Source organism: Photobacterium panuliri (genome assembly GCF_059920555.1).
This window is the reverse complement of sequence record NZ_CP197192.1, coordinates 2,421,593-2,443,770: the sequence shown is the minus strand read 5'-3', so window position 1 is coordinate 2,443,770 and position 22,178 is coordinate 2,421,593. Positions and strand designations below refer to the sequence as shown.

Below are 22,178 nucleotides of genomic sequence, written 5' to 3'. Positions count from 1 at the left end.
TTATATTAAACCTGTTTATTCTTGCGGATGATAGCCAGAGAGTGTCGTTGTCGATCATTTAGTATTGACAGAATTTATATTGGGAAACGAGTAAGTGCATGGAAGCATATTACATGTAATTAAGAGTAAAATGCTGCTAGCTCGACATAACCGATTTTTGTATTTGTTGATATTTTTTATTTTAAATATCTTTTTTTATTCTAGTGCTAATGCATCTGAGAAAGATATGGCATTTAAGCCACTTTCTTGTAGTGAATATCATGGTAATTCATTACATCCTGGCACAGATCGTTATTTCAATTTGTATCTTCAGGCACTTAGTGATCCTTTTACAGCGAAGAGGGATATAGTGAATGTCTTGGAGTCACAATCAAATATGCTATCTGTTGATGAGCAGGCATTAGTATATCTTGCACAGTATTATATACAGATAGGGCAGGGGCGAAATGTTGGTCGTGCTCGCCCGTACCTTGAGAAAATGAAGCAAATAGCCAAGGAACATAAATCAGTGTGGCTATCTGCAGAGATCAAATTTATTGAAGCCTTTGAGTTGATGGATCAACGGGAGTACGCCTTGGCTCAATTTCAACTGGAGAATTTGAAAGAGCAAGCCGAGGAGATGGATTACAATATGTTGCTTGGACGTACGCTGAAATGGTTAGGAAACTTAGATGCCGACCGTTCTGAATATAAAGCTGCTTTGAACAAGTATAACCAGTCGTATGATATTTTTGCCAAGTGTAATAATTATCAACAGTTGGTTAGGGTCATGTCCAATATTGCTTCTGTTTATATTGATATGCAAGAGTGGAATATCGCTCTGCATTACAGTCGCGAGGCATTAGATTTATATAGCAAGTATAAATTGAATAATCCCTATATCGAGTCTTATATTCATATCAATGCGGCGGTTATTGCAAAATATATCGGTAACCGTGAAGAGCGTGAAAAACATATTACAACCGCGATGGCATTGGCCAAGCAGTCGAGTGTGCTCAGGGTAAAAATAGCGGCTTTGGTTAACTTGTCTGCTTATTACCTTGATGTTGGAAAAGAAGATAAGGCGGTGGATGCGGCAAACCAGTGTTTGGTCATAGCAAAGCAGTTTGGTGGGATCAATGGTCATAGTGTCGCGAGCTGCCACGAGAGTCTGTCCGAGGCATATTTGAGTTCCGGGTGGATTGATGGTGCACTTGAACATGCCGATAAAGCGATGGGGATTTATCAGGAAACGAAAGAAAAGGCTCGTGTCGTATATATGTATGAGTTGATGGCCAAAATCTATGAAGCGAAGCATCTCTATGAAAAGGCACTCCAGTATTATAAGCGCTTTACTGAAGAGGGCCGGGATCTTCTTTTTGATGTGCGTAGTCAGAAGCTTATTGATATCCAAGAAGTATTTGATAATAGTGTAAATGAAAAAGAAATTAAGTTATTGAAAGCAGAAAATGCGCTGGCCCGTGCCAGATTGGCCGAACGTAAGGCGATGGAAAATACGGTTCGTCTTTTGGGGCTGCTTTCTGTTGTCATGCTATATTTTTTGTTTCGGCGCTATAACAAACTGAAGAAAGAACAGGCATGGCTGCTTACATCGAATAAGATGCTGGTTAATCAGTCTACACAAGATCCGCTGACCGGCTTGAATAACCGTCGTTATTTTGAATGGTGGTTATCGTTGCCATTGCAGGAGATATACCCGGATGGACTGACATTGGCGGTTATTGACGTAGACCATTTCAAGAAGATCAATGATCACTTTGGCCATGATACTGGGGATGAGGTATTGAAGATACTGGCGAATAGACTGAGACAGGTTCTTGGTGAAGATGAGCATTTGATCCGCTGGGGAGGGGAAGAGTTTGTCGCCATCCTATCTGGGACTCAATGCGAAGAGCGATTACGGTGTTTTTGCGACGTTATTTGCCGTGATGCTTTTCAATTAGCCAAACGTCCGTTACGGGCAACGATTTCTGTTGGTGGGGTGAGTGTTGCGGATGCCGAGACGTTTAGCGAGAACTGGCGACTTGTTTTTCGCGAGGCGGATAAAGCGTTGTATCGCGTCAAATCATCCGGGCGTAACAATGTTGATTTTTCATACTATCAAGAGGTGTGACTTTGACCGCAATAAGGCATGAATAGGCCATTTAGGCAGTTAATGCTGCTTGCTACACCTACATAATGTCATGCTTATCACATTATTGTTGTTATCAGTATAGTGTCCTGCATCCCTTTGCTACACTGACCGCACCTCCGTTATGACATGGACAGGGTGAGGTCATTGCGCTTTCAAGTATTTGTAAAAAAAGACGATGGCATATTTCAACAAGAATGCTATTCAAGCTGGGTTGAAGTCCGGCAACAGTTGGAATGCGGACGTTTTATCGGAACCCGTTCTCATAAAGAGAAACTTTGGATCTACGATCAGCAGGCGAGTGAAGGCGAGCCAGATGTTTATAAGATCGATACGATGGGCCAATGGGTCGCCACGAGCCATAGGGCCTGCAAGCAGCTTGATTCATTACGCCTGATATCAGCAAGCCAGCTGGCCTTTGACCCGTTGCTGGTGGACTTCCAATCCCAGCTCGCGGAAACGTTGGCATTGGGGTGCGTTAATTTGATAGCCAAACCACTGGCTGATTATAGTCACTGTGATTTTGGTGAAAGAAAAGATCTTCAAGTGATTGAAAAGCAGGTACTGCCCGCTTTCTTGGGAGGCAAGCGCTCTCATGATGGCGAATATGATCTGGCTTTGCAGCTATATTCCGAAGGAGAAGCTATCGCGGTGGCGACATTCAGTCGTCATTTGGAGGATCACCGGTTTCCGCTAAAGCAAGGCGACCTCTATTATGAATTGTCGCTTCATACGGTGTATGTCATCCCCGAGTATCGAGGATTGGGGATTGCCACGTTGCTGACTCAGGTGATCGTGGAGATTGTGCAAAGAGATTGCGAGAGTTTATATCGTAGTTTGTCCGAATACGGGATCAATTTGAAGATATGGTTTTCGGCTCTGGCCATTTCTCTTGGCGGCGAGGCGCTATGTGATGCCATGAGTGAGGCGATTGTCGACATGAACGATGATTTGGTCGATATTCTGATCGATGACGGCGTTGCAGTTTCTTATAACGAACCGATGATTGCGGTCGATACGGCTTATTGACGTTATCCCTTAAGCAATTTGATACTGTTCAGATAGTCGCCCCAAGCAATGTATTTTGCTTGGGGCGTTCTTTTTTATGACAACAGGCTGGTGAGAGGCTACGGCGAAGCCGCCCGATTTTGGCGGCGTTTTATGTTTCCTCTGGTGACTAGGTTGTCGAATAGCGGGGCAAATAGGTTGGCAAAGAGAATCGCCAGCATGATCCCTTCAGGGTAGGCGGGGTTGACGACCCTGATAAAGACGGTCATGACACCGATCAGTATTCCGTAAGCCCATTTCCCTTTATTGGTGAAGGCGGCTGAGACGGGGTCGGTAGCCATAAATAACATCCCGAACGCAAAGCCGCCAAGTACCAAGTGCCACCAGAATGGCATGGAGAACATTGGGTTGGTCTCAGAGCCGATGACATTCAGCATGGTGGATGTCAGCATCATCCCTACCATTACCCCGGTAACAATTCGCCACGACGCAATTTTCATAAAGATAATGGCGAGTCCGCCAAGCAGGAGGAAGGCTGTGGAGACTTCACCAATAGAGCCGGGAATATTGCCGATAAAAGCGTCCATCCAGCTAATGGGTTGCCCCGTAAGGTTGTGTGCCATTGCACTTTGCCCATTTTCAGCCCATTGGCTAAGCGGGGTAGCTCCGCTATAGCCGTCAGCGGCTGTCCATACTTGTGCGCCGGATATTTGGGCTGGGTAGGCAAAGTAGAGAAATGCCCGGCCAGCCAGAGCCGGGTTGAGGAAGTTACGCCCTGTCCCCCCGAAAATTTCCTTGGCGACGACCACACCGAATGTGATCCCTAACGCAGCTTGCCACAGGGGAAGAGTTGGGGGAACGATCAGAGCAAAAAGCATAGAGGAAACGAAAAAGCCTTCATTGATTTCGTGTTTCCTTACCATCGCAAAGAGCACCTCCCAGAAGCCCCCCACAATAAATACGGTAAGGTAGATGGGTAGGAAGTACGTTGCCCCTAGTAACATTTTACTGCCCCAGCCTGCATCTTCAGCCAGGCTTCCACCTAGAGTTAAGACCGTACTGTAGCGCCAGTTCTCACTCGCTAATTGATTGATTTGAGAAATATCATAAAGTGAATGAAGGGCGGGGATAGCTTGATGGCCAACATTGTACATACCCCAAAAAAGCGCCGGAAAGACAGCCAGCCATACCATGATCATGATACGTTTCAGATCAATACTATCGCGGACATGGGTATGGGTGCGGGTTACTTGGCCGGGTGTATAGAGCAAGGTTGCGATGGCTTCGTAGAGTGCGTGCCATTTTTGGTATTTTCCGCCAGGTTCGAAGGCGGGTTCCAACTTTTCCAGTGTCGATTTTAAACTCATGCTTGTGCCCTCACGATCGCATGGATACCTACTGGCAACAGTGTGCGCCAATATGCTTGGTGACGGCTGAGTGGTTGTACGTTAAATATAGTCGATATGAGCGAGCGATGGAGTACCTCTCCCCAAAAACCGCAAGTATTTATTTGGTCTCTTTTAATGGGGCTCATTTAGGGAGAGGGAAGGGTTGGAGTATGGAAGTTCGGTCAAGGCTTATGTTCAGAATCGGAGGAGGAAACAGTATCATCGGGCTGGTTACCCATGACTCTGGCTATCTCTTTGCGTGCGACTACGGCAGGATCGTCGGGGTGTGCGCCATAATCGCTGTTGTAGTTTGACCAATATTCACGCTGTATGTCGGGGATATTATCGTGATTATCAAATCGTGGCTTTTGTTGAGGGATCTCCGGTTGATAAGATATTTTGTCGCGACCTAGCATCAGCAGGCAAGGAGTAAGGATCAGTGTTAATAATGTGGCAAATGCCAAGCCACCAGCTACAGCTGTTGCTAGTTGGGACCACCACTGGGTGCTTGGCGCACCAAACTCGACGTTGCGGTTGATTAAGTCAACGTTCATTTCCAGAACCATCGGCATGAGCCCGAGGATTGTTGTGATGGTTGTGAGCATCACGGGTCGCAGTCGTTGCGCGCCGGTGTGCATAATTGCCGTTATTTTGTCTAAACCATTTTGGCGGAGTTGGTTATAGGTATCGATTAACACGATATTGTTATTAACCACAATACCGGCAAGCGAAATGACGCCAATACCAGACATGATGATGCCGAATGGGCGTTGGAAAATTAACAGGCCGAGAAACACCCCAACTGTAGAGAACAGCACCGCACTCAATATTAACAATGCCTGATAAAAACTGTTGAACTGAGTAATAAGGATCAGCCCCATTACTGCCAATGCCACGAGAAATGCCAGCTGGAGGAAAGCCGAGGATTTGTTTTGATCTTCATTTTGCCCCCTTACTTTGACATTGATGCCATCGGCAAAATCCAAGTTAGCAATAGCATTTTCGACAATGGGCAGTTGGAGACTAAGGTTATACCCCGTTGCCATATCAGCCATAACTTCAAGAACACGTTTGCCGTTGATTCTGTTGATGGTGTCCTGTTTGGGGGAGGGCGTGATACTGGCGAAATTGGTGATTGGCACCATGCCATAGAGTGTTTTCACGCGTAGTTCGTCAAAACGGCCGATATCACGTTTGTCTTCTGGGTAACGAACCAGAATGTCCACTTCGTCATCGGTATCGTCAGGTAGGAAATCACCGATTTTCAAACCGTTGGTAACGAACTGGACGGTATTTCCTACCAAGGTGGCATCACCGCCGAATCGTGCTGCGTCGTCACGGTTAATATTGATTTTCCAATCAATTCCTTGTTTGTTGGCTGAGTCTGAAATATTGGTAAACGCCGCTTGGCTTTCCATCCATGCCCGAAGTTTATCTACGGCATCGTTCATATCCGAACTGCTTTTGCCTGATATTTCAATAATGAGATCGTGTTCGCTAGGGGGGCCAGCATTGGGGGCTTTGAACTCCAGTTCAACACCGGCAATATTAGCGGTCTTTTCCCGCATTTGGGCGATGATCTCTTTGACGGGTTGCCGATCTTGCCAATCTAGCGGGTTAATTTGTATTTGGCCGATTTGATCGTCTCCGCCAGTCCGGGTGTAAACGCTTTTGATCCCCGGAGTGTCTATAACCCGTTGTTCGATCTCCTGCATCAGTTGGTCTTTTTCATAAATAGACAAGTCACCGTGTGAGCGCGCTTTGATCGTAAATTGTGGGGGATCAACGTCCGGGAAAAATACGACCCCAAGGCCTGCTTGGGCATAGGCAAAAGCCACGAAAACCGAAAAGATCAGAGCGGCCAAAAGGATTTTGAGTGGGTGTTTGATTGCGCCCGCCAAACTGGCAAGATAAATCTTGGTTATCCCGTTGGTCTGGCTAAAGTCGCCTTTTTCCAGCGCGGTTATCTGGGCTTTCTTTTTATCTGTGAGGTATTGAGGTTTGCCTATAACGCTGCCAAGGACAGGTACAAATACCAGCGCCATAATTAACGATGCTGAGAGGGTCGCAATAAGGGTTAAGGGCAGGTATCGCATGAACTCGCCCGTGGTATCAGGCCAGAATAACATTGGGGCGAAGGCAGCAAGGGTGGTAGCTGTAGAGGCCGTTATGGGCCAAGCCATCCGTTTGGCTGCTTCTTGGTAAGCCCGTTTGCGTTCGATGCCTTCTTGCATTTTCCTATCGGCATATTCGGTAACGACGATGGCCCCGTCAACCAGCATACCGACAGCCATGATCAGCGCGAAAAGCACGATCATGTTTATCGTTATCCCGCCGACGGCCAGCATTAACAGGCCGGTAAGGAAAGCGCCGGGTATCGATACGCCGACCAGAAAGGCTGTACGTGTGCCGAGTATGGCCAATATCACGATAACAACTAAAATCACTGCTGACAGAATATTATTCTGCAGGTCGTTGAGCATGGTGTTGACATCTTTTGATTCGTCCCAGGTGTATTCAACCAGCAGGTTGGCGGGCCATTGGTTGAGTTTCTGGGCTTCGGCAACCACTTTTTTCACTATATCGACGGTTTCAATAATGTTTTCGCCAGCTCGTTTTTTGATATCGAGTACGACCGCTGTTTCACCGTTGAGCCGAGCAAAAGAGTCGGGATCACGGTAAGCCCTTCGGATTGTTGCAACATCACCGAAAGTGACCACCGTGCTGCCTTCTACTTTAATCGGAAGCTCAAGAATATCTTTGAGCGATTCGAAAACAGACGGCACTTTAACGGAAAAACGCCCATAACCTGTATCGATAAACCCTGCTGCAACAACCCGGTTATTGCGGGCGACCAAATTGAACACATCCTGTTGGTCGAGACCATAACTTTCCATAAGGAGCGGCTCGACGATAACCTCGACGACATCGGTACGGTCGCCGGCAATATCAACTTCCAGGATTTGTTTGAAGGCTTCGAGCTGGTCTTTGAGTTCACGGGCAATTTGAATCGTTGTGCGTTCAGGGACTGTACCGTAGAGCACCATTGAAAGGACAGGTGAGACACTGGCCAGAGATACCTCATTGACGGTTGGTTCGTCTGAGTCTTCGGGCAAACGGCTTTTGGCTAAATCGACGGCTTCTCTGACATCGGTAAGGGCAATATTGATATCCGAACCCGCATTGAACTCAAGCGTCACCGAGGCGTGTCCTTCGGATGCTGTTGACGTCATTTCTTTTACGTTTTCTATCGACCGCAGTTCTTTTTCAAGCGGACGGACGAGCAAACGTTCGGCATCACTGGGGCTGATGCCCTGATGGCTGACAGATACATAAATAATAGGAATCGTAATATCGGGGTTCGATTCTTTTGGGATTAACTTGTAGGTGATAAGTCCTGCAGCGAGAATGAGTACCAGCAATGTCACTATGGTACGAGAGCGATGGATTGCTGCATCAATTAAGGCAAACATTATTGCTCCTCATCAAGCCGTACAGGAATAACGGTATCGCCATTGCGGACAAATCCTTGGCCGACCGTGATCACTTCAACCTTGTCATTGGTTCCGCCCAGCCATACACCATCAGGTTCGACTTTGACGATAGAGATGGGGATGAACTTGACCTTGTCTGCATTACCAAGCGTTTTGATGCCGAGGTTGCCTAGTTCGTCCAGGGCGAGCATCGAGGGGGTTATTTTGATGGCGGGCTCGGTCGCCAATATGAGATCAAGGTTGGCACTTGTCCCTGCGGGTAAGGTCATGCCGGGGTTCTCGATTTCAACTTCAATGGGGTAGGTGTTGGTAGCGGGGTCTGCGACTGAGCCACGGAAGGTCAGCTTACCCGTGGTCTTAAACCCTGTGACCAAATCTATATTTGCAGGTTGGTCTTGGTATACCTTACCAATATGGCGTTCGCTGACATCTGCCGCAATCACCAAGGGGTCAAGATCGACAACGGAGAGTATTGGGTCGCCGATGCCTAGATAATCCCCTTTTTCGACATGAAGTGTATCAATAATACCATCGAAGGGGGCGTTGATTACCGTGTTGTCGAGGGCTATCTGTAGACTTCTAACCGAGGCTTTGGCTTCAATCAGAGCGGCTTCTGCCCGAGTGAAAGCGACTTCGCCTTGGAGGCCTTTTTTCTTGAGTGATTTAGCTGCGTTGAATTCTTGGTTTCTTACTTTCAGAAGAGCATTTGCTCGGGCTAGCTGTAGCTCTCTATCTGCTTTATCCAGTTGGATCAACGGCATCCCTGCTTTGACATGTTGTCCTTTTTTAATCAAGAGACTCTCAACTTTGCCTGCGACTTCGGCCCCTAGGGTTGTCGTTCTACTCGGGGCTGTTCGCCCATAGAGTGAAATGGTGCGGGTGATTGGTTGGGTGGTAAATGACGTAACGACAACTTTGGCTAATGGGGGAGTGTTGGGAGCGAGATCTTGAGAGGGGGTGTCGGTATTGTCATTTATTGAAGGATCGGGTTTGGATATGCCACTGAGCAGCCAGAGCCCGATGGCAATAAATATTATTACCGATAGAATCCACGGTCTGCGCGAAAAAGGGTTTTTGAATTTAACCATTACCACGATCCTTGTGACAGTTAATCACTGAATATATATGGTGAGTGTAACAGTGTTGAAAATGGATGTTAACACATGATTGTCTTAAGGTTTTTTGTTATGACATCTATTGTTAAATTATAGTGGTGCTTTGTCTATATGTTTCAAGACCATACGTACTACTATATATCTTTGATTATTCGAATGATTAATATCACAGAGATTGTCGAACAAAAGCCGTTGCGAATGGGCTTAGTTTATAATTGATTGTTGTATTAGCCATTTCGATAGGATTTCGATGACGGAAACGAAACAAGAAAAACGCCTTAGACAATTGGTAGAATTGATGCAGGGAATTGATAAAGTGCATCTTCGTCAGGCTGCCGATTCCCTGGAAGTGTCAGAGATGACATTACGGCGTGATTTATATTCCCCGCATCCGACGTTGGCTGTTATTGGTGGCTATATCATTAATAAGCAGTCGCGTAATGATACTGAATATGAGCTGTATGTTCAGAGTGAGAATAACGTTAGGGAGAAGAGTTTCATAGGCAAGCAAGCCGCGAAGCTGGTTAAGCCTAATGATACGGTTTTTTTTGATAACGGCACCACGATAGTCCATATCATTCATGCTATTCCTGATGATATGCCGTTTACAGGGGTGTGTTTTTCTTTGAATGTGTTGACGGCATTGAGAAATAAAAGTAACTGCCAAGCGATATTATGCGGTGGTCAGTTTGAGCCAAGAACTAACCATTTTTATCCGCTGTCGGCACAAACAGATTTAGACCACATTCGCTTTGACCTGATGTTTTGTTCTGCTGCTGGAGTTGATGCAACACAGGGCCTAACATGCCATGAATTAACTGAATTACCATATAAACATCGCGCCTTGCGGCAATCGCGGCATCGAGTTCTTGTGGTTGATAGCAGTAAATTGGGGCGTGTAAGGCGGGCGGCAATATGTGGATTGGAAGGGGTGGATGATGTGTTTTGTGATGAAGAACTACCGCAAGAGTGGTATGCGCTAATCGGTAGGAAAAAATAACAGCCACCGCCCTTGGGCGGTGGCTGTTTGTTTACTTACGGTTTCGACGAATGAACCCCAAACCTAGTAGGGAAAGGAGTCCCCATAGGCCGGTAGAGCCGCCGCTGCCATCATACGGTGGAACGGTAACTTCCGTTTTCACACCGTCGCGTTTTTGGACTGTAACATCCATTTTCACCACAGAATCACTGAACATGGTTGTTGCTTTTACTGATGTATCTGCTTGGGTCAGTGACATCTTGACGGTGTAACGGCCTTCAGGAATACCGTTTACATCGAAGAATACGGTCTGGGTGCCGTCTTTTTCCAATGTGACTTTCGGCAGTGCGATCTGGCTTAGGTCTTCAGGCATCGGCGAGAATTGGATCGAGGCGATGTCGCCTTTTTTCGCACCGGCGAACGTGATTGGGTAGGCGACTTCAAATCGGTTGCTCTTTGATGAGAGCAGTACGCGGTTGCCGTCGGTTTCACCGTAGCCATAGTTCAGAGCGATGATTGCAGAATCATGGTCGGAAGAACGGTACGCGGTTTCAGCATAGAATGGGTTGTTGCCCCAAACCGTGTCTTTGTACTTGTTGCTGTAGTCAAACAGTGGTGATTCTGCCGCATTGATATGCCAGTCACCGGCATCAAGAAGGCGTGATTTCAGCGATGGGGTGATCAGCATATGGTCCAGCGAGCCGATTTCATCATTATATGAATAGCTCCAGCTAGACTGTTGCTTTTCAGCATCTTTCAAGCTAACGGCATTGATATAGCCGAATGATTGGGTGATTTCCGCACCACTTGAACCAAATTGTTGCTTCTTGCCGATAAAGGTATCGCGTGCCGCACGGATAGTTTTGTTTTCAGGCAATGTCGCTGGGATGTCGGTCAACACCAGCATAGGGTCTTCTTGCGCATAAGAGTTGAAGTCGCCCATCAGCACTTGGTCACCGCCAACTTTGCCCATTTGCTCGCCAAGTTGAACGGCAGCGGCAACGCGGAAGTTTTCACATGAACCTTGGAAATCAAGATCTTTTACACGGTCTTTAACTGGGTCAAAACCTTTCCACTTTTCCCAGCCTTGCCAGTCTTCCCAACAGGTTGAGCCTTTTGATTTGAAGTGGTTAACCGCAACAGAGAGTGATTTACCTGTATTGTTAAGGCGGAAGGTTGCCATAACGGTATTGCGTTGGTAGTTCTTGCCGCTTTCTCGCACTTCCCCTTTGTTGTCGACAATGGCCGCGCCGCTCTCATCGGTAATCGTTGGCGCGTCTTGGCGCGGCATTTCGATGATGCGCGATGATTCTAGAGATACTTTGCTTGGACGGTAGAGCATGCCTGAAGTAATAGCATCGCCGCCAATGCTGTCGTGCTCATTGATGACGACATCGCCATTGGAGTCAAAGCCGACGAAGACATAACGGTTGTGAATTGAACGCTCCTTGTTACGGTCAGCGTAGTCTTCGTCGTAGTATTCGCTGTTGATTGCGTTCAGAAGCTGTTTGATTGCACCGAAATCGCCAAAACCGTTATTTTCAATTTCCATCAAGCCGATGATGTCAGCGTTCAGGCCGTAGATCGCTTTGACGATCTTGGCTTGCTGCTGTTCGAACTCAATTTGGCTTTCTGCACCACGGTTGTCGCCGTGCTGGTTGGCCGAGCCACCATAAGGTGAGTTGAAGTAGTTCAGCACGTTCTGGGTAGCCAGACGAATGGCAAAATGACCATCGGCCGCCTTGTCGTTTAGTGCTGGTGATTTGGTTCGATCGGTATTGTGAATGACGTTAGAATCATCGATCTGGTTGGTTGGGATAAAGCGGTATTCACCATACGAGTAGTGAATCACACCTTCTAGGCCGATAATGCTGTCATTAATTCGAATATAGTTGTTTTGTGGATCTGTTTTAAATGCCGGGTAGTAAGGGATCTCACCGTTATCTGGCTTGTTATCGCTTTCAACAACCAAACGGTAATTAGCATTTTGCTTGGATTGGGCCAAAGAGGCTTCACTGCCGGCAATATGCTCTTGGTTTGGTTGCATATTAGGGCGCTTGTACGCCAATACCATGTTATTACGACGTGCGGCGTAATCGTAGCTGAACGTACGGGCTACGCGCATGCTTTCGCTGACTGTCGGTGTTGCTGGGTCAATATCGGCAGGCAGGGCAACAAGCATACCTTCATGGCGCTCTAGGGTCAGATCAAAGTTATCGCCATCGGTTGCGATTTTGTGTAGTGGTGTTGCAGCAGGTGTGCCGACGTGAGCGCCAATCTCAATATTGTCAGCCATCAGTAGAGTCAGACCGTAATCTTCTTTGATTTTACCGGTAACCGTGACTTCTTTACCAACGAGATCGGCTGCTGGCTTATCATTTGTTTTGATGAACAGGCCATCAGATGTTTTCTCGTTGCCGTCGGCATCATGAATATAGAAGCCCTTAACCAAACTGGTGGTGACAGCGGTCACTACACCGCTGACACGGTAGCTTTCAGATGATAGGTATTCACCGTTGGCCAGTAGCGGCGAGCGGAATCCTTCGCCTTGGATTTGGCCTACAGTAGTATCAATAATGGATGCAGATACGACAGCATCGTTATTGTTAGAAGCGAGGGTATCGGTAGTGCCTGCCATGACTGGGGCTGACAAGGCGGCCGCGATAGCAACGGCCACCAGAGAAAGTGTGTTATTCATTCTATATCCTTAAATCTAAATAAGTTCTTCTGGTGGTTTAGAAGTAAACGCGAGAGTAGACGTAGAAATCTTGGGCCGCTTCGCCAATACTGCCTTCGACGGCGATTACCGATGAGCGGGTTGGCTTGTAGTTAATGCCTAATGTTCCCCATGTGCGGCTGCTGCCCCATTCAGTATCTTTCTCATCCCAGAATTCACTTTCGCTATCCCAGTGCTCGTAGGCTTCGTAGTTTGCTGAGCCAACAATTTCCCACTGCGGAGTCAGTGCGTACTTGGCAGAAAGCAAGGCGCCTTCATGTTCAAGAGTTTGGTAATTGTTATAGACGTATTGTTTGTTGTTTGGGTCAGTCACATCAACAGTTGTTTTATCTTGGGCAATATCTTCGTGCTCAAGGAAACCGTTGAAACCAAGAGTTAGCTGATCCGTCACAGCCAGGCGCATACCTAGCCCCAATAGGCGTTGTTCACCGTATTTAGATTCACCTTCCGAGCCGCTACGGCCTTCCAGACCTACAACAACGGAGAAACGCTTGCCGAAGTAGCCGGTGTAGCCGTTGACGATGTTACCCAGTACGGCACCAGAACTTGACTGTGTATCGTAGCTGTAAGAAACACCAGCTTTGAAATCACCATAGCGGCCTTCGTACTTGACGGTACCATCTTGGTCGCCAGCCTCTCCGGTTTCTACGGTTGTGTCGAAGGTGAAGTCACCGTATTTGTCATAGTCGTCAAAGGCCGTGTCGGTTAAGCCGACTTCAACATAATGGTGATCGTTGAACTCATAGCCAAGATAGACTTTATCGATGCTCAGGACCATATCCCCAGAGCCGTATTTCCAGTTTTCGCGTTCGTAGTCAAGCTCCAAACGGTAAAGCAAACCACCGTTGCGGCCTTTTACACCCATCGTCGCAAAAGAGTCGTCAATGTAGTATTGGTCTTTGTAGAACTCGCCTGAGTTGTAATTTGCACCGAAATGGCCACCGACACCGACCTCACCGTAGAGATCGAGGTAGTCACCATTTTCATGTTTGTAAACGGAAGCGGCGTGTGCTGCGGGAGCAAGTAAAAGGGCTGCTACGAGAGAAGCTAAAACTGTTTTGTTAGGAGTTGCAACGTCCATTATGCGACCTTTGTTAGTATTGAAACATACTGATGTAGATTTGTTCAAATGGTCACATTTAAGAGCTTATATGAGCAAATATTGTCTTTTACTAATGAGACACCTATCAATTATCGAGGGTGCTACTCGTTAAAAATGTGAAATATCAAAGATGTCATGGGTTATAAGTGACCCAATGTTAGAATCGAAACAAAGCATTTGAGTGAACATGTGTGCGCTGAATGGCGTTATTTCGTGGTGCGCAGTGTGTATCAATGGGGGGATGTTTGATGACTTCTTCGGTGAGAGTCGAAGAGGAAGGATCCTGCAATGAGGGGGGTAAAAAGTGATAGCAATACCACTCGTAATGAATAAAAAGTAACAGCGGGATGAACATTGCGAAGTTCTATTAAGACTTTATAGATACAGCTGTGATTTTATGGCTGCTTTGAGAATTATTGCTCATGATATCAGTTGGATATTTTGCCGAGAGAAAAAAGCAAAAATCCTCTGTACTTTTACCTATGAGTAAGGAAATTCATGATGCATAAAATCTTTTTGCGATCAGCGATAGCGCTAAGTATTGCTTATGCGTATCCGGCGTTGGCTGTTGATTGCTCGTCATTACCGCAATGGCAAGGTGATGCAGTTTATAACACCGGTTCTAAAGTCCAACAGAATGGCGAGGCATTTAAGGCGAACTGGTGGACAACGGGCAATGCGCCAGAAGCACATTCAGGCCAATGGCAAGAGTGGGAGAGACTTGGCGTATGTGATACCGCTGGTGGCAATGAACCTCCTGCAGTTACGGTTACCTCTCCGTTGAATAATGCCCAGTTTAATGATGGTGATGTGATTACGCTTTCGGCTCAGGCTACGGATAGCGATGGCACAGTTGCCGATGTCGAATTTTTTGTCGACGGTGTGAGCGAAGGGGTGGTGACAAAGACTCCGTATCAAATCTCGTGGACGGCTGTCGCTGGTCAACACACGATCAAAGCGGTTGTTACCGATAATCAAGGTGCGGCAAGCCAGAATAGCGTCGTTGTAAAAGTGGTAGCTGCTGGTGGGGCGCTTCCTCCGGTGGTGGATCTGGTATACCCAACCGCGACCGCTCAACTTAAAGAAGGCGATCAAGTCACATTGAAGGCCGATGCCTCAGACAAAGACGGCAACGTGGCATTGGTGGAATTCTATGTTGATAATACCTTGGTCGGTACGGACGATACCGCCCCTTATACAAGTCAATGGCTTGCAGCTGAAGGCAACCATACCTTCAAAGTAAAAGCCAAAGATAATGACAATCTTGAAGTCTGGTCTCAGGAAGTGAGCGTTGCCGTTACGGGGGCTTCTGTTGGTGGCGGTTGTGCCGGTGTTCCACAGTATGTAGCCGGTACGAAATATGGTGTCGGTGACATTGTTCAAAACGGTAATTACAAATATGAGTGTGACGTGGCCGGTTGGTGTTCGTCTGATGCAGCCTGGGCTTATGAGCCTAATACGGGATTGTATTGGAGCGATGCATGGACCGAATTGGGTATTTGCGCCATTGTTCCCGTAGTTAACTTCACGTCGCCAGCTGATAATGCCACGGTTCTGGCTGGTGAGACTGTTGCTTTGGCTGTCAATGCTACTGATGCCGACGGTTCGATTGCTGGGGTCGAATTCTTTGCCTCTGGGCAGAGTTTGGGGACGGATACTCAGGCACCGTACAGTATGAACTGGTTGGCTGCTGGGGCAGGCTCTGTAAGTCTAACTGCGGTTGCGACTGACAATGAAGGCAATACCGGTGATGCTGGTGTCTTGGTCAAAGTGAGCGATCAGCCACTTGTTGCTTCGCTAACATCACCGTCAAGTGGTACGACGGTCGGTTTAGGTAAGGCGGTTACTCTGGCAGCCGAAGCTTCGTCGTTGAACGGCAGTGTCAGCAAAGTTGATTTCTTGGTCAATGGTGCGGTGCAGGCTACCGATACGACAGCGCCATATAGTGTCAGCTGGACGCCGGGTGCTGTAGGCAGCTATACCGTTTCTGCAATGGCAACTGACAGCAGTGGTTTGACGGCAACGACAGCCGGGGCGACTGTCAAGGTATTCGAGCAATCGGCAGTGAAGCACAAATTGATTGGTTACTGGCATAACTTTGTCAATGGTGCTGGATGCCCGATCAACTTGAGCGAAATGTCCAAAGCATGGGACATCATTGATATTGCGTTTGCAGAAAATGACCGTAATAGTGATGGTACGGTACATTTCAACCTGTACAGCGGTGATATCTACAGCGATTGTCCGGCGTTGGATCCTCAGAAGTTCAAGCAAGATATGGCTGCGCTTCAAGCAGAAGGCAAAGTGTTCGTTCTGTCTCTGGGCGGTGCGGAAGGTACAATCACGCTAAATACTGATACGGATGAAGCGAACTTTGTAAGCAGCTTGACGGATATCGTGAAAGAGTGGGGCTTCGATGGGTTGGATATCGACCTTGAGAGCGGTTCAAACTTATTGCACGGCACTCAGATCCAAGCACGTTTGCCGCGAGCCCTGAAGAAGATTGAAGCGAACATGGGCGGGGACATGTACCTGACTATGGCTCCTGAGCACCCTTATGTACACGGTGGTATGATTGCCTACAGCGGTATTTGGGGGGCGTACATTCCGTTGATTGACGAGCTGCGCGATACATTGGATCTGTTACACGTACAGCTATATAACAACGGGGGCTTGCCTAACCCATACCTGCCAGGTTCTGCACCAGAAGGATCTGTGGATATGATGGTTGCTCAATCGAAAATGCTGATCGAGGGCTTTGAGCTTGCAAATGGCCAGCGCTTCGCACCATTGCGTGATGATCAGGTTGCGATTGGTTTGCCTTCAGGCCCTAGCTCTGCTAACTCTGGACAGGCTCCAACCCAGAATATTTTGGATGCATTGGACTGCCTGACAAAAGGGACGAAGTGTGGGGCGGTAAAACCGGCGTTTAATTACCCGAATTACGGTGGGGTAATGACTTGGTCTATCAACTGGGATAAGCATGATGGTTATAACTTCTCTGGTCCGGTTGGGGACAAGTTGAAGGCGATGAATGCTGGCCAGTAATATTGGTCGATAACAAAAAAGCCTGCACTAAGTGCAGGCTTTTTTATTTCTTTTCAGAAGAAAATGGTGGGCGATACCGGGCTCGAACCAGTGACCCCCTGCTTGTAAGGCAGGTGCTCTCCCAACTGAGCTAATCGCCCTAAACCGTCACGCTTGGGATGCCTCTATTGAAGCGGTGTGACGGTTTGAATTTGGTGGGTCTAGGCAGACTCGAACTGCCGACCCCTACCATGTCAAGGTAGTACTCTAACCAACTGAGCTATAGACCCAAATTCTGTACTTCCTGCAGGTTAGTCAAGAAGTAGTGGTACGACCGAGTGGATTTGAACCACCGACCCCCACCATGTCAAGGTGGTGCTCTAACCAACTGAGCTACGGTCGTATAAAAAATGGTGGGCGATACCGGGCTCGAACCAGTGACCCCCTGCTTGTAAGGCAGGTGCTCTCCCAACTGAGCTAATCGCCCTAAAACCGTCACGCTTGGGATGCCTCTATTGAAGCGGTGTGGCGGTTTGAATTTGGTGGGTCTAGGCAGACTCGAACTGCCGACCCCTACCATGTCAAGGTAGTACTCTAACCAACTGAGCTATAGACCCAAATTCTGTACTTCCTGCAGGTTAGTCAAGAAGTAGTGGTACGACCGAGTGGATTTGAACCACCGACCCCCACCATGTCAAGGTGGTGCTCTAACCAACTGAGCTACGGTCGTATAAAAAAATGGTGGGCGATACCGGGCTCGAACCAGTGACCCCCTGCTTGTAAGGCAGGTGCTCTCCCAACTGAGCTAATCGCCCTAAAACCGTCACGCTTGGGATGCCTCTATTGAAGCGGTGTGGCGGTTTGAATTTGGTGGGTCTAGGCAGACTCGAACTGCCGACCCCTACCATGTCAAGGTAGTACTCTAACCAACTGAGCTATAGACCCAAATTCTGTACTTCCTGCAGGTTAGTCAAGAAGTAGTGGTACGACCGAGTGGATTTGAACCACCGACCCCCACCATGTCAAGGTGGTGCTCTAACCAACTGAGCTACGGTCGTACTATATATGTTCCTGAGAACGAGATGAATATTAGCGAGTGATGATCTTTGACGCAAGTGTTTGAGTTCGCTTTTTTCATTCGCTGGCATCAACTGCCTAGCCTTTGAGCGCAAAGGGCTAATAATAAGCATAGCGTGCGTTAAAGTGTGAGTTTGATCACTCCGGAAAATTCGGTCTCTATTGTACATCGGAGGGAGAAAGATGCGTTGTGATACTCGTCTTGCTAGTTGTCGTCACGTTGTTATGAGGCCGAAGTGAAACTGTTGTTTTGAACCGCTACAGGTGCATTTATCAAAGTGGGTGAAACTTGACTTAAAATTAAAGGAATTAAACAGTCTGGCATGCTGTAATATATTACGTTATATAAAAAAATATTTTGGATATATATCATCATAAAATGATGATTAATACCCGATGAGCATTTAAATAATTTCTGTCCAGTTCGTTTTATATTTATATATACCCTGTGTGATTTTTTGTGGTGATATATATTATTATCTGGTTTGTTATTATTCATAGCGCTTCTTTGTTACTGGTTGATTTACTGGCGAAATATCGCAATTATCATGTAATATGTTGTCAAATTTCTGACTCGAATTTGAAAGGAGGGGTTGTGACAGATATTCATATAGCATCTATGACGTTAATTGATACAGTGTCTCGTATATCATCATATTTTAACCTTCCATTTAGTGAGGATTTATTAATGTCTGGTGTATCATCGCCGGATAATAATTTACACTTCACTCAATTAGCAGTAGCTTGTCAGAATGTAGGTATTATTGTTGAGCATCAACCTAATACTATAGCTATTTCAGAACTTAATGGCTTCCCTTCAGTCGTTGAAGTGGATGGCGAATGTTATCTTATTGTTTTATCAGTTGATAGTGAGGGTGTTCAATGCCTTACTGATAATGGCGTATGTACAATGCCAGTGTCCGTTATAGAGGAAGCCATGACGGGCGTGAGTGCCGTTGTTAGTACTCAACCAGCCGTTGAGGCTCGGGCTAAAATATCGCAATCAATATTATTAGGTGATCACTGGTTTTGGGGACCAGTTCTAAAAACTAAGCGGATATATATTGATGTCGTATTTGCTTCGTTGCTGATTAATGCATTTGCTTTAGCAACGCCATTATTCACGATGAATGTTTATGACCGTGTTGTGCCTAATTTGGCGTTTGATTCATTATGGGTGCTAGCCGCTGGTGTCTGTATTGTTTTTGTTTTTGACTTTGTCATGAAAATAATGCGTAGCTGGTTCATTGATTTAGCCGGAAAGAAAACGGATATATTGATGTCGGCTGTGATCTATGCAAGAACCCTTGGGATGAAATTAAGTAACCGGCCGGAATCTGTTGGTGTATATAGCAAACATCTTCAAGAGTTTGAGTCTGTTCGTGGTTTTTTGGCATCAACGACTATTACGTCTTTGATTGATTTGCCTTTTGCGATTCTTATGCTTGGAGTGATAACGCTCATAGCGGGTCCTTTGGTTATTGTGCCGATCATTGCCATGATGTTGGTAGTGATTGCCAGTTTGCTGATTCAAAAGCCTTTGAATGAAACGATAGAGCAGTCTAATCAACTTGCAGCCCAGAAAAATGCCAATTTATACGAGAGCCTACAGGGTATCGAATCAGTAAAAGCTCATAACGCAGAGGGGCAGTTTCAGTTTAAATGGGAGCAAGCTGTAACCCATATGGCGACATGGGGCAACAAGACTCGTTGGTTAACTAATTTAGTGATGACTCTGACTGGGTTCATGCAGCAGTTAGTCAGTGTAGGTCTTGTTGTCTACGGGGTTTATCTACTGGCAGAAAATGTCATATCAATGGGGGCGATCATTGCCACCGTAATGCTTTCAGGCCGTTGTTTACAGCCCATGATGCAGATTGCAGGTTTGGCAACTCGTTATTCGCAGGTAATGACATCATACGCCCAGCTTGATGAGATTATGAATACACCTCAAGAGCAGCAACCGAAAAGACGTTATATCTCTAAAGATAATCTGCGCGGTGAGCTTGAATTGAGGAATGTATCATTTCGCTATAAATCAGATGATAAGCAAATTCTAAAAAATATCTCATTCAAGGTTCAGGCGGGTGAAAAGGTCGCGATTATTGGCCGTATTGGGGCTGGGAAAACGACCTTAGAGAAGTTGCTGCTTAACTTTTATGAGCCAGATAGCGGGGCTATTTTGCTGGATGGATTGAATATTCAGCAGTACAACCCGGCATTTGTTCGTCGTCAAATAGGGGCAGTACCACAAGATATACAGCTTTTTTACGGTTCGATTCGAGATAACATTTCGCTTGGTCAGCCTGATGCTGATATGGCCAGTATTCAAGATGCTGCAATGCGTGCTGGAGTAACACAATTTACCCGGCATGATAGCGAAGGGTTGGAAAGGCAGGTGGGCGAATCTGGGCGTTATTTGTCTGGCGGGCAGCGTCAGTCAGTCGCATTAGCACGCGCATTTTTGAATCCGGTATCGCTCTATATTATGGATGAGCCTACATCGCAGATGGATACTCGCACAGAGCATCATGTCAAGAATCAACTGTCACAGCTCTCTCCTGATCAAACCTTGATCCTCGTTACTCACAAGACAAGCATGTTGGATATTGTCGATCGAGTCATTGTACTTGATGGTGGCCGAGTCGTACTTGATGGCGAAAGGGATTCCGTGATTAAAGCCTTGTCAGATGGCAATTTCGCCGCGGTAAGGAGGGTGCATGCAGCATAGGGCTCATGAATATTACAGTCAGACCTCAGCCGCAGTAGCGATGGATGTACCAGGCCAAGCGCGGGCTTTGGTTCGAATGGTTTTTGCTTTTGTGCTAGTTGCGATTGTATGGGCGAGTTTTGCCGAACTTGATGAGGTCACGGTTGGTATTGGCAAGGTAATTCCGGCTGATCAAGTTCAGATCATCCAAAACCTTGAAGGAGGAATAATTAAGTCTATTCAAGTTGATGAGGGTGATGAGGTAAAAAAAGGGCAATCATTATTGGTTATTGATGACACCTTGTTTCGTTCTGATTTGATTGCGGGAAAGAGTGAAACGGACAGCCTTCATGCGGCTGTTTTTCGGCTTAAGCATGAGATAAGCAGTGTTCAGGTAAGTGCCGTTAGATCGTTATCCGATTGGCAGAAAAGTGTAAAAGTCACGATTGTTCCGATCCCTTTTTCTTCTGATTTCGCAGCAGAACACCCAAGTATTGTCGATGGGCAGCAAAAGGAATCTCGAACACGCTTGGAGGAATTGGCTAATCAGCTCCAAACCTTCACCCATCAAGTCGAAGAGAAAAAGCAATCAATTCAAGAAGCCCGATCACAGATCAAAACTCTAGAGCGTAGCGTTGCCTTGGCGGAAAAAGAGTTGCAAATGAGCCGACCTTTGGCTGAGGAAGGTATTGTGCCGATGGTCGATATTCTGAAGCTGGAACGACAGGTTAATGACTTAGAAGGCAAACTTCGTCAGTTAACGTTGTCACTGCCGAAGCTAGACGCCGAGATCCGTGGTGCTATTACACGCTATCGCGAGGCAGCCTTTGTGTTTCGCAGCGAGTCACAGGCTGAGCTTAATGATCTCAACGATAAGTTGAATACTTTGTCTGCATCCAATGTTGGCTTGGAAGACAGGGTTAAGCGAACAACGGTTATCTCGCCAGTTAATGGCATCGTCAAAACAATCAATATAAATACCGTCGGTGGGGTTATCCAGCCAGGTATGGAGCTAATGGAAATTGTACCTAGCCAAGATACGTTATTGATAGAAGCAAATATCAGCCCGAAAGACATCGCTTTTATACGTCAGGGATTGGAGAGTATTGTTAAGTTCACGGCATATGATTTTACGATCTATGGAGGGCTGCAGGGTGTTGTCGAGCATGTTTCTGCAGACACAATTCAAGACGAAGAAGGCAATGCATTTTATTTGGTACGTATTCGTACTTATGCCAATGAGCTTATTTCTGGCGATAAGCCTTACAAGATAAAACCGGGGATGCTTGCTCAGGCAGACATTCTCACAGGAAAAAAGACAGTGATGGATTACTTATTGAAACCATTACTTAAGGCCAAACAAAACGCCCTGAGAGAGCGGTAGTAATACCTTGTGGCTTGTTAGGAGTT

10 protein-coding genes, 9 tRNA genes and 1 pseudogene are annotated in these 22,178 nt (G+C 46.6%); 6 read left to right on the top strand and 14 right to left on the bottom strand.

What is annotated here, in order from left to right; translation table 11 throughout:
- Positions 1–226 precede the first annotated feature (226 nt).
- Both ACSF8X_RS11300 and ACSF8X_RS11295 read left to right on the top strand, forming a co-directional pair.
- Complete coding sequence (locus tag ACSF8X_RS11300; protein WP_500849980.1) at positions 227–2,113, top strand: diguanylate cyclase; 1,887 nt, start codon at positions 227–229, stop codon at positions 2,111–2,113.
- Between the two features lie 165 nt (positions 2,114–2,278).
- Entirely contained in the window at positions 2,279–3,160 is an 882-nt protein-coding gene (locus ACSF8X_RS11295; RefSeq protein ID WP_500849979.1) for a GNAT family N-acetyltransferase, read from the top strand.
- Between the two features lie 98 nt (positions 3,161–3,258).
- Here ACSF8X_RS11295 and ACSF8X_RS11290 read toward each other — a convergent pair whose 3' ends face one another.
- From ACSF8X_RS11290 to ACSF8X_RS11280, 3 genes and pseudogenes are all read right to left on the bottom strand, one after another.
- On the bottom strand, positions 3,259–4,506 hold the full coding sequence (locus tag ACSF8X_RS11290; protein WP_500849978.1) for an NADH:ubiquinone reductase (Na(+)-transporting) subunit B: 1,248 nt from the start codon (positions 4,504–4,506) through the stop codon (positions 3,259–3,261).
- Between the two features lie 413 nt (positions 4,507–4,919).
- Positions 4,920–8,000, bottom strand: a pseudogene (locus ACSF8X_RS11285) (efflux RND transporter permease subunit); the annotation flags it as partial.
- On the bottom strand, positions 8,000–9,109 hold the full coding sequence (locus tag ACSF8X_RS11280; RefSeq protein WP_500849977.1) for an efflux RND transporter periplasmic adaptor subunit: 1,110 nt from the start codon (positions 9,107–9,109) through the stop codon (positions 8,000–8,002). The gene ACSF8X_RS11280 and the pseudogene ACSF8X_RS11285, both read right to left, overlap by 1 nt.
- A 277-nt stretch (positions 9,110–9,386) precedes the next feature.
- On the opposite strand from ACSF8X_RS11280, the gene deoR reads away from it, so the two are divergent.
- Positions 9,387–10,136 (top strand): DNA-binding transcriptional repressor DeoR, encoded by a 750-nt coding sequence (gene deoR, locus ACSF8X_RS11275; RefSeq protein WP_500849976.1) that lies wholly within the window; start codon positions 9,387–9,389, stop codon positions 10,134–10,136.
- Between the two features lie 31 nt (positions 10,137–10,167).
- On the opposite strand, the gene ACSF8X_RS11270 is transcribed toward deoR, so the two are convergent.
- Both ACSF8X_RS11270 and ACSF8X_RS11265 read right to left on the bottom strand, forming a co-directional pair.
- Positions 10,168–12,813: an ExeM/NucH family extracellular endonuclease gene (locus ACSF8X_RS11270; RefSeq protein ID WP_500849975.1), complete on the bottom strand. Its 2,646-nt coding sequence runs from the start codon at positions 12,811–12,813 to the stop codon at positions 10,168–10,170.
- Between the two features lie 37 nt (positions 12,814–12,850).
- Positions 12,851–13,933, bottom strand: a complete 1,083-nt coding sequence (locus ACSF8X_RS11265; RefSeq protein ID WP_047876969.1) for a hypothetical protein — start codon at positions 13,931–13,933, stop codon at positions 12,851–12,853.
- 522 nt (positions 13,934–14,455) lie between these two features.
- Here ACSF8X_RS11265 and ACSF8X_RS11260 point away from each other — a divergent pair.
- Complete coding sequence (locus ACSF8X_RS11260) at positions 14,456–17,002, top strand: Ig-like domain-containing protein (RefSeq protein WP_500851185.1); 2,547 nt, start codon at positions 14,456–14,458, stop codon at positions 17,000–17,002.
- Positions 17,003–17,066: 64 nt separating this feature from the next.
- On the opposite strand, the gene ACSF8X_RS11255 is transcribed toward ACSF8X_RS11260, so the two are convergent.
- From ACSF8X_RS11255 to ACSF8X_RS11215, 9 genes are all read right to left on the bottom strand, one after another.
- Positions 17,067–17,142, bottom strand: a tRNA-Val gene (locus tag ACSF8X_RS11255).
- Between the two features lie 52 nt (positions 17,143–17,194).
- Positions 17,195–17,271, bottom strand: a tRNA-Val gene (locus tag ACSF8X_RS11250).
- Positions 17,272–17,307: 36 nt separating this feature from the next.
- Positions 17,308–17,384 (bottom strand) — tRNA-Val (locus ACSF8X_RS11245).
- 8 nt (positions 17,385–17,392) lie between these two features.
- Positions 17,393–17,468, bottom strand: a tRNA-Val gene (locus ACSF8X_RS11240).
- 53 nt (positions 17,469–17,521) lie between these two features.
- A tRNA-Val gene (locus ACSF8X_RS11235) sits at positions 17,522–17,598 on the bottom strand.
- Between the two features lie 36 nt (positions 17,599–17,634).
- A tRNA-Val gene (locus ACSF8X_RS11230) sits at positions 17,635–17,711 on the bottom strand.
- A 9-nt stretch (positions 17,712–17,720) separates the two neighbouring features.
- A tRNA-Val gene (locus ACSF8X_RS11225) sits at positions 17,721–17,796 on the bottom strand.
- A gap of 53 nt (positions 17,797–17,849) precedes the next feature.
- Positions 17,850–17,926, bottom strand: a tRNA-Val gene (locus tag ACSF8X_RS11220).
- 36 nt (positions 17,927–17,962) lie between these two features.
- Positions 17,963–18,039: transfer RNA gene (locus ACSF8X_RS11215), tRNA-Val, on the bottom strand.
- A gap of 614 nt (positions 18,040–18,653) precedes the next feature.
- On the opposite strand from ACSF8X_RS11215, the gene ACSF8X_RS11210 reads away from it, so the two are divergent.
- Complete coding sequence (locus ACSF8X_RS11210; protein WP_500849974.1) at positions 18,654–20,789, top strand: type I secretion system permease/ATPase; 2,136 nt, start codon at positions 18,654–18,656, stop codon at positions 20,787–20,789.
- Complete coding sequence (locus tag ACSF8X_RS11205) at positions 20,779–22,152, top strand: HlyD family type I secretion periplasmic adaptor subunit (protein WP_047881131.1); 1,374 nt, start codon at positions 20,779–20,781, stop codon at positions 22,150–22,152. The genes ACSF8X_RS11210 and ACSF8X_RS11205 overlap by 11 nt, the downstream gene beginning before the upstream one ends.
- Positions 22,153–22,178: the final 26 nt, after the last annotated feature.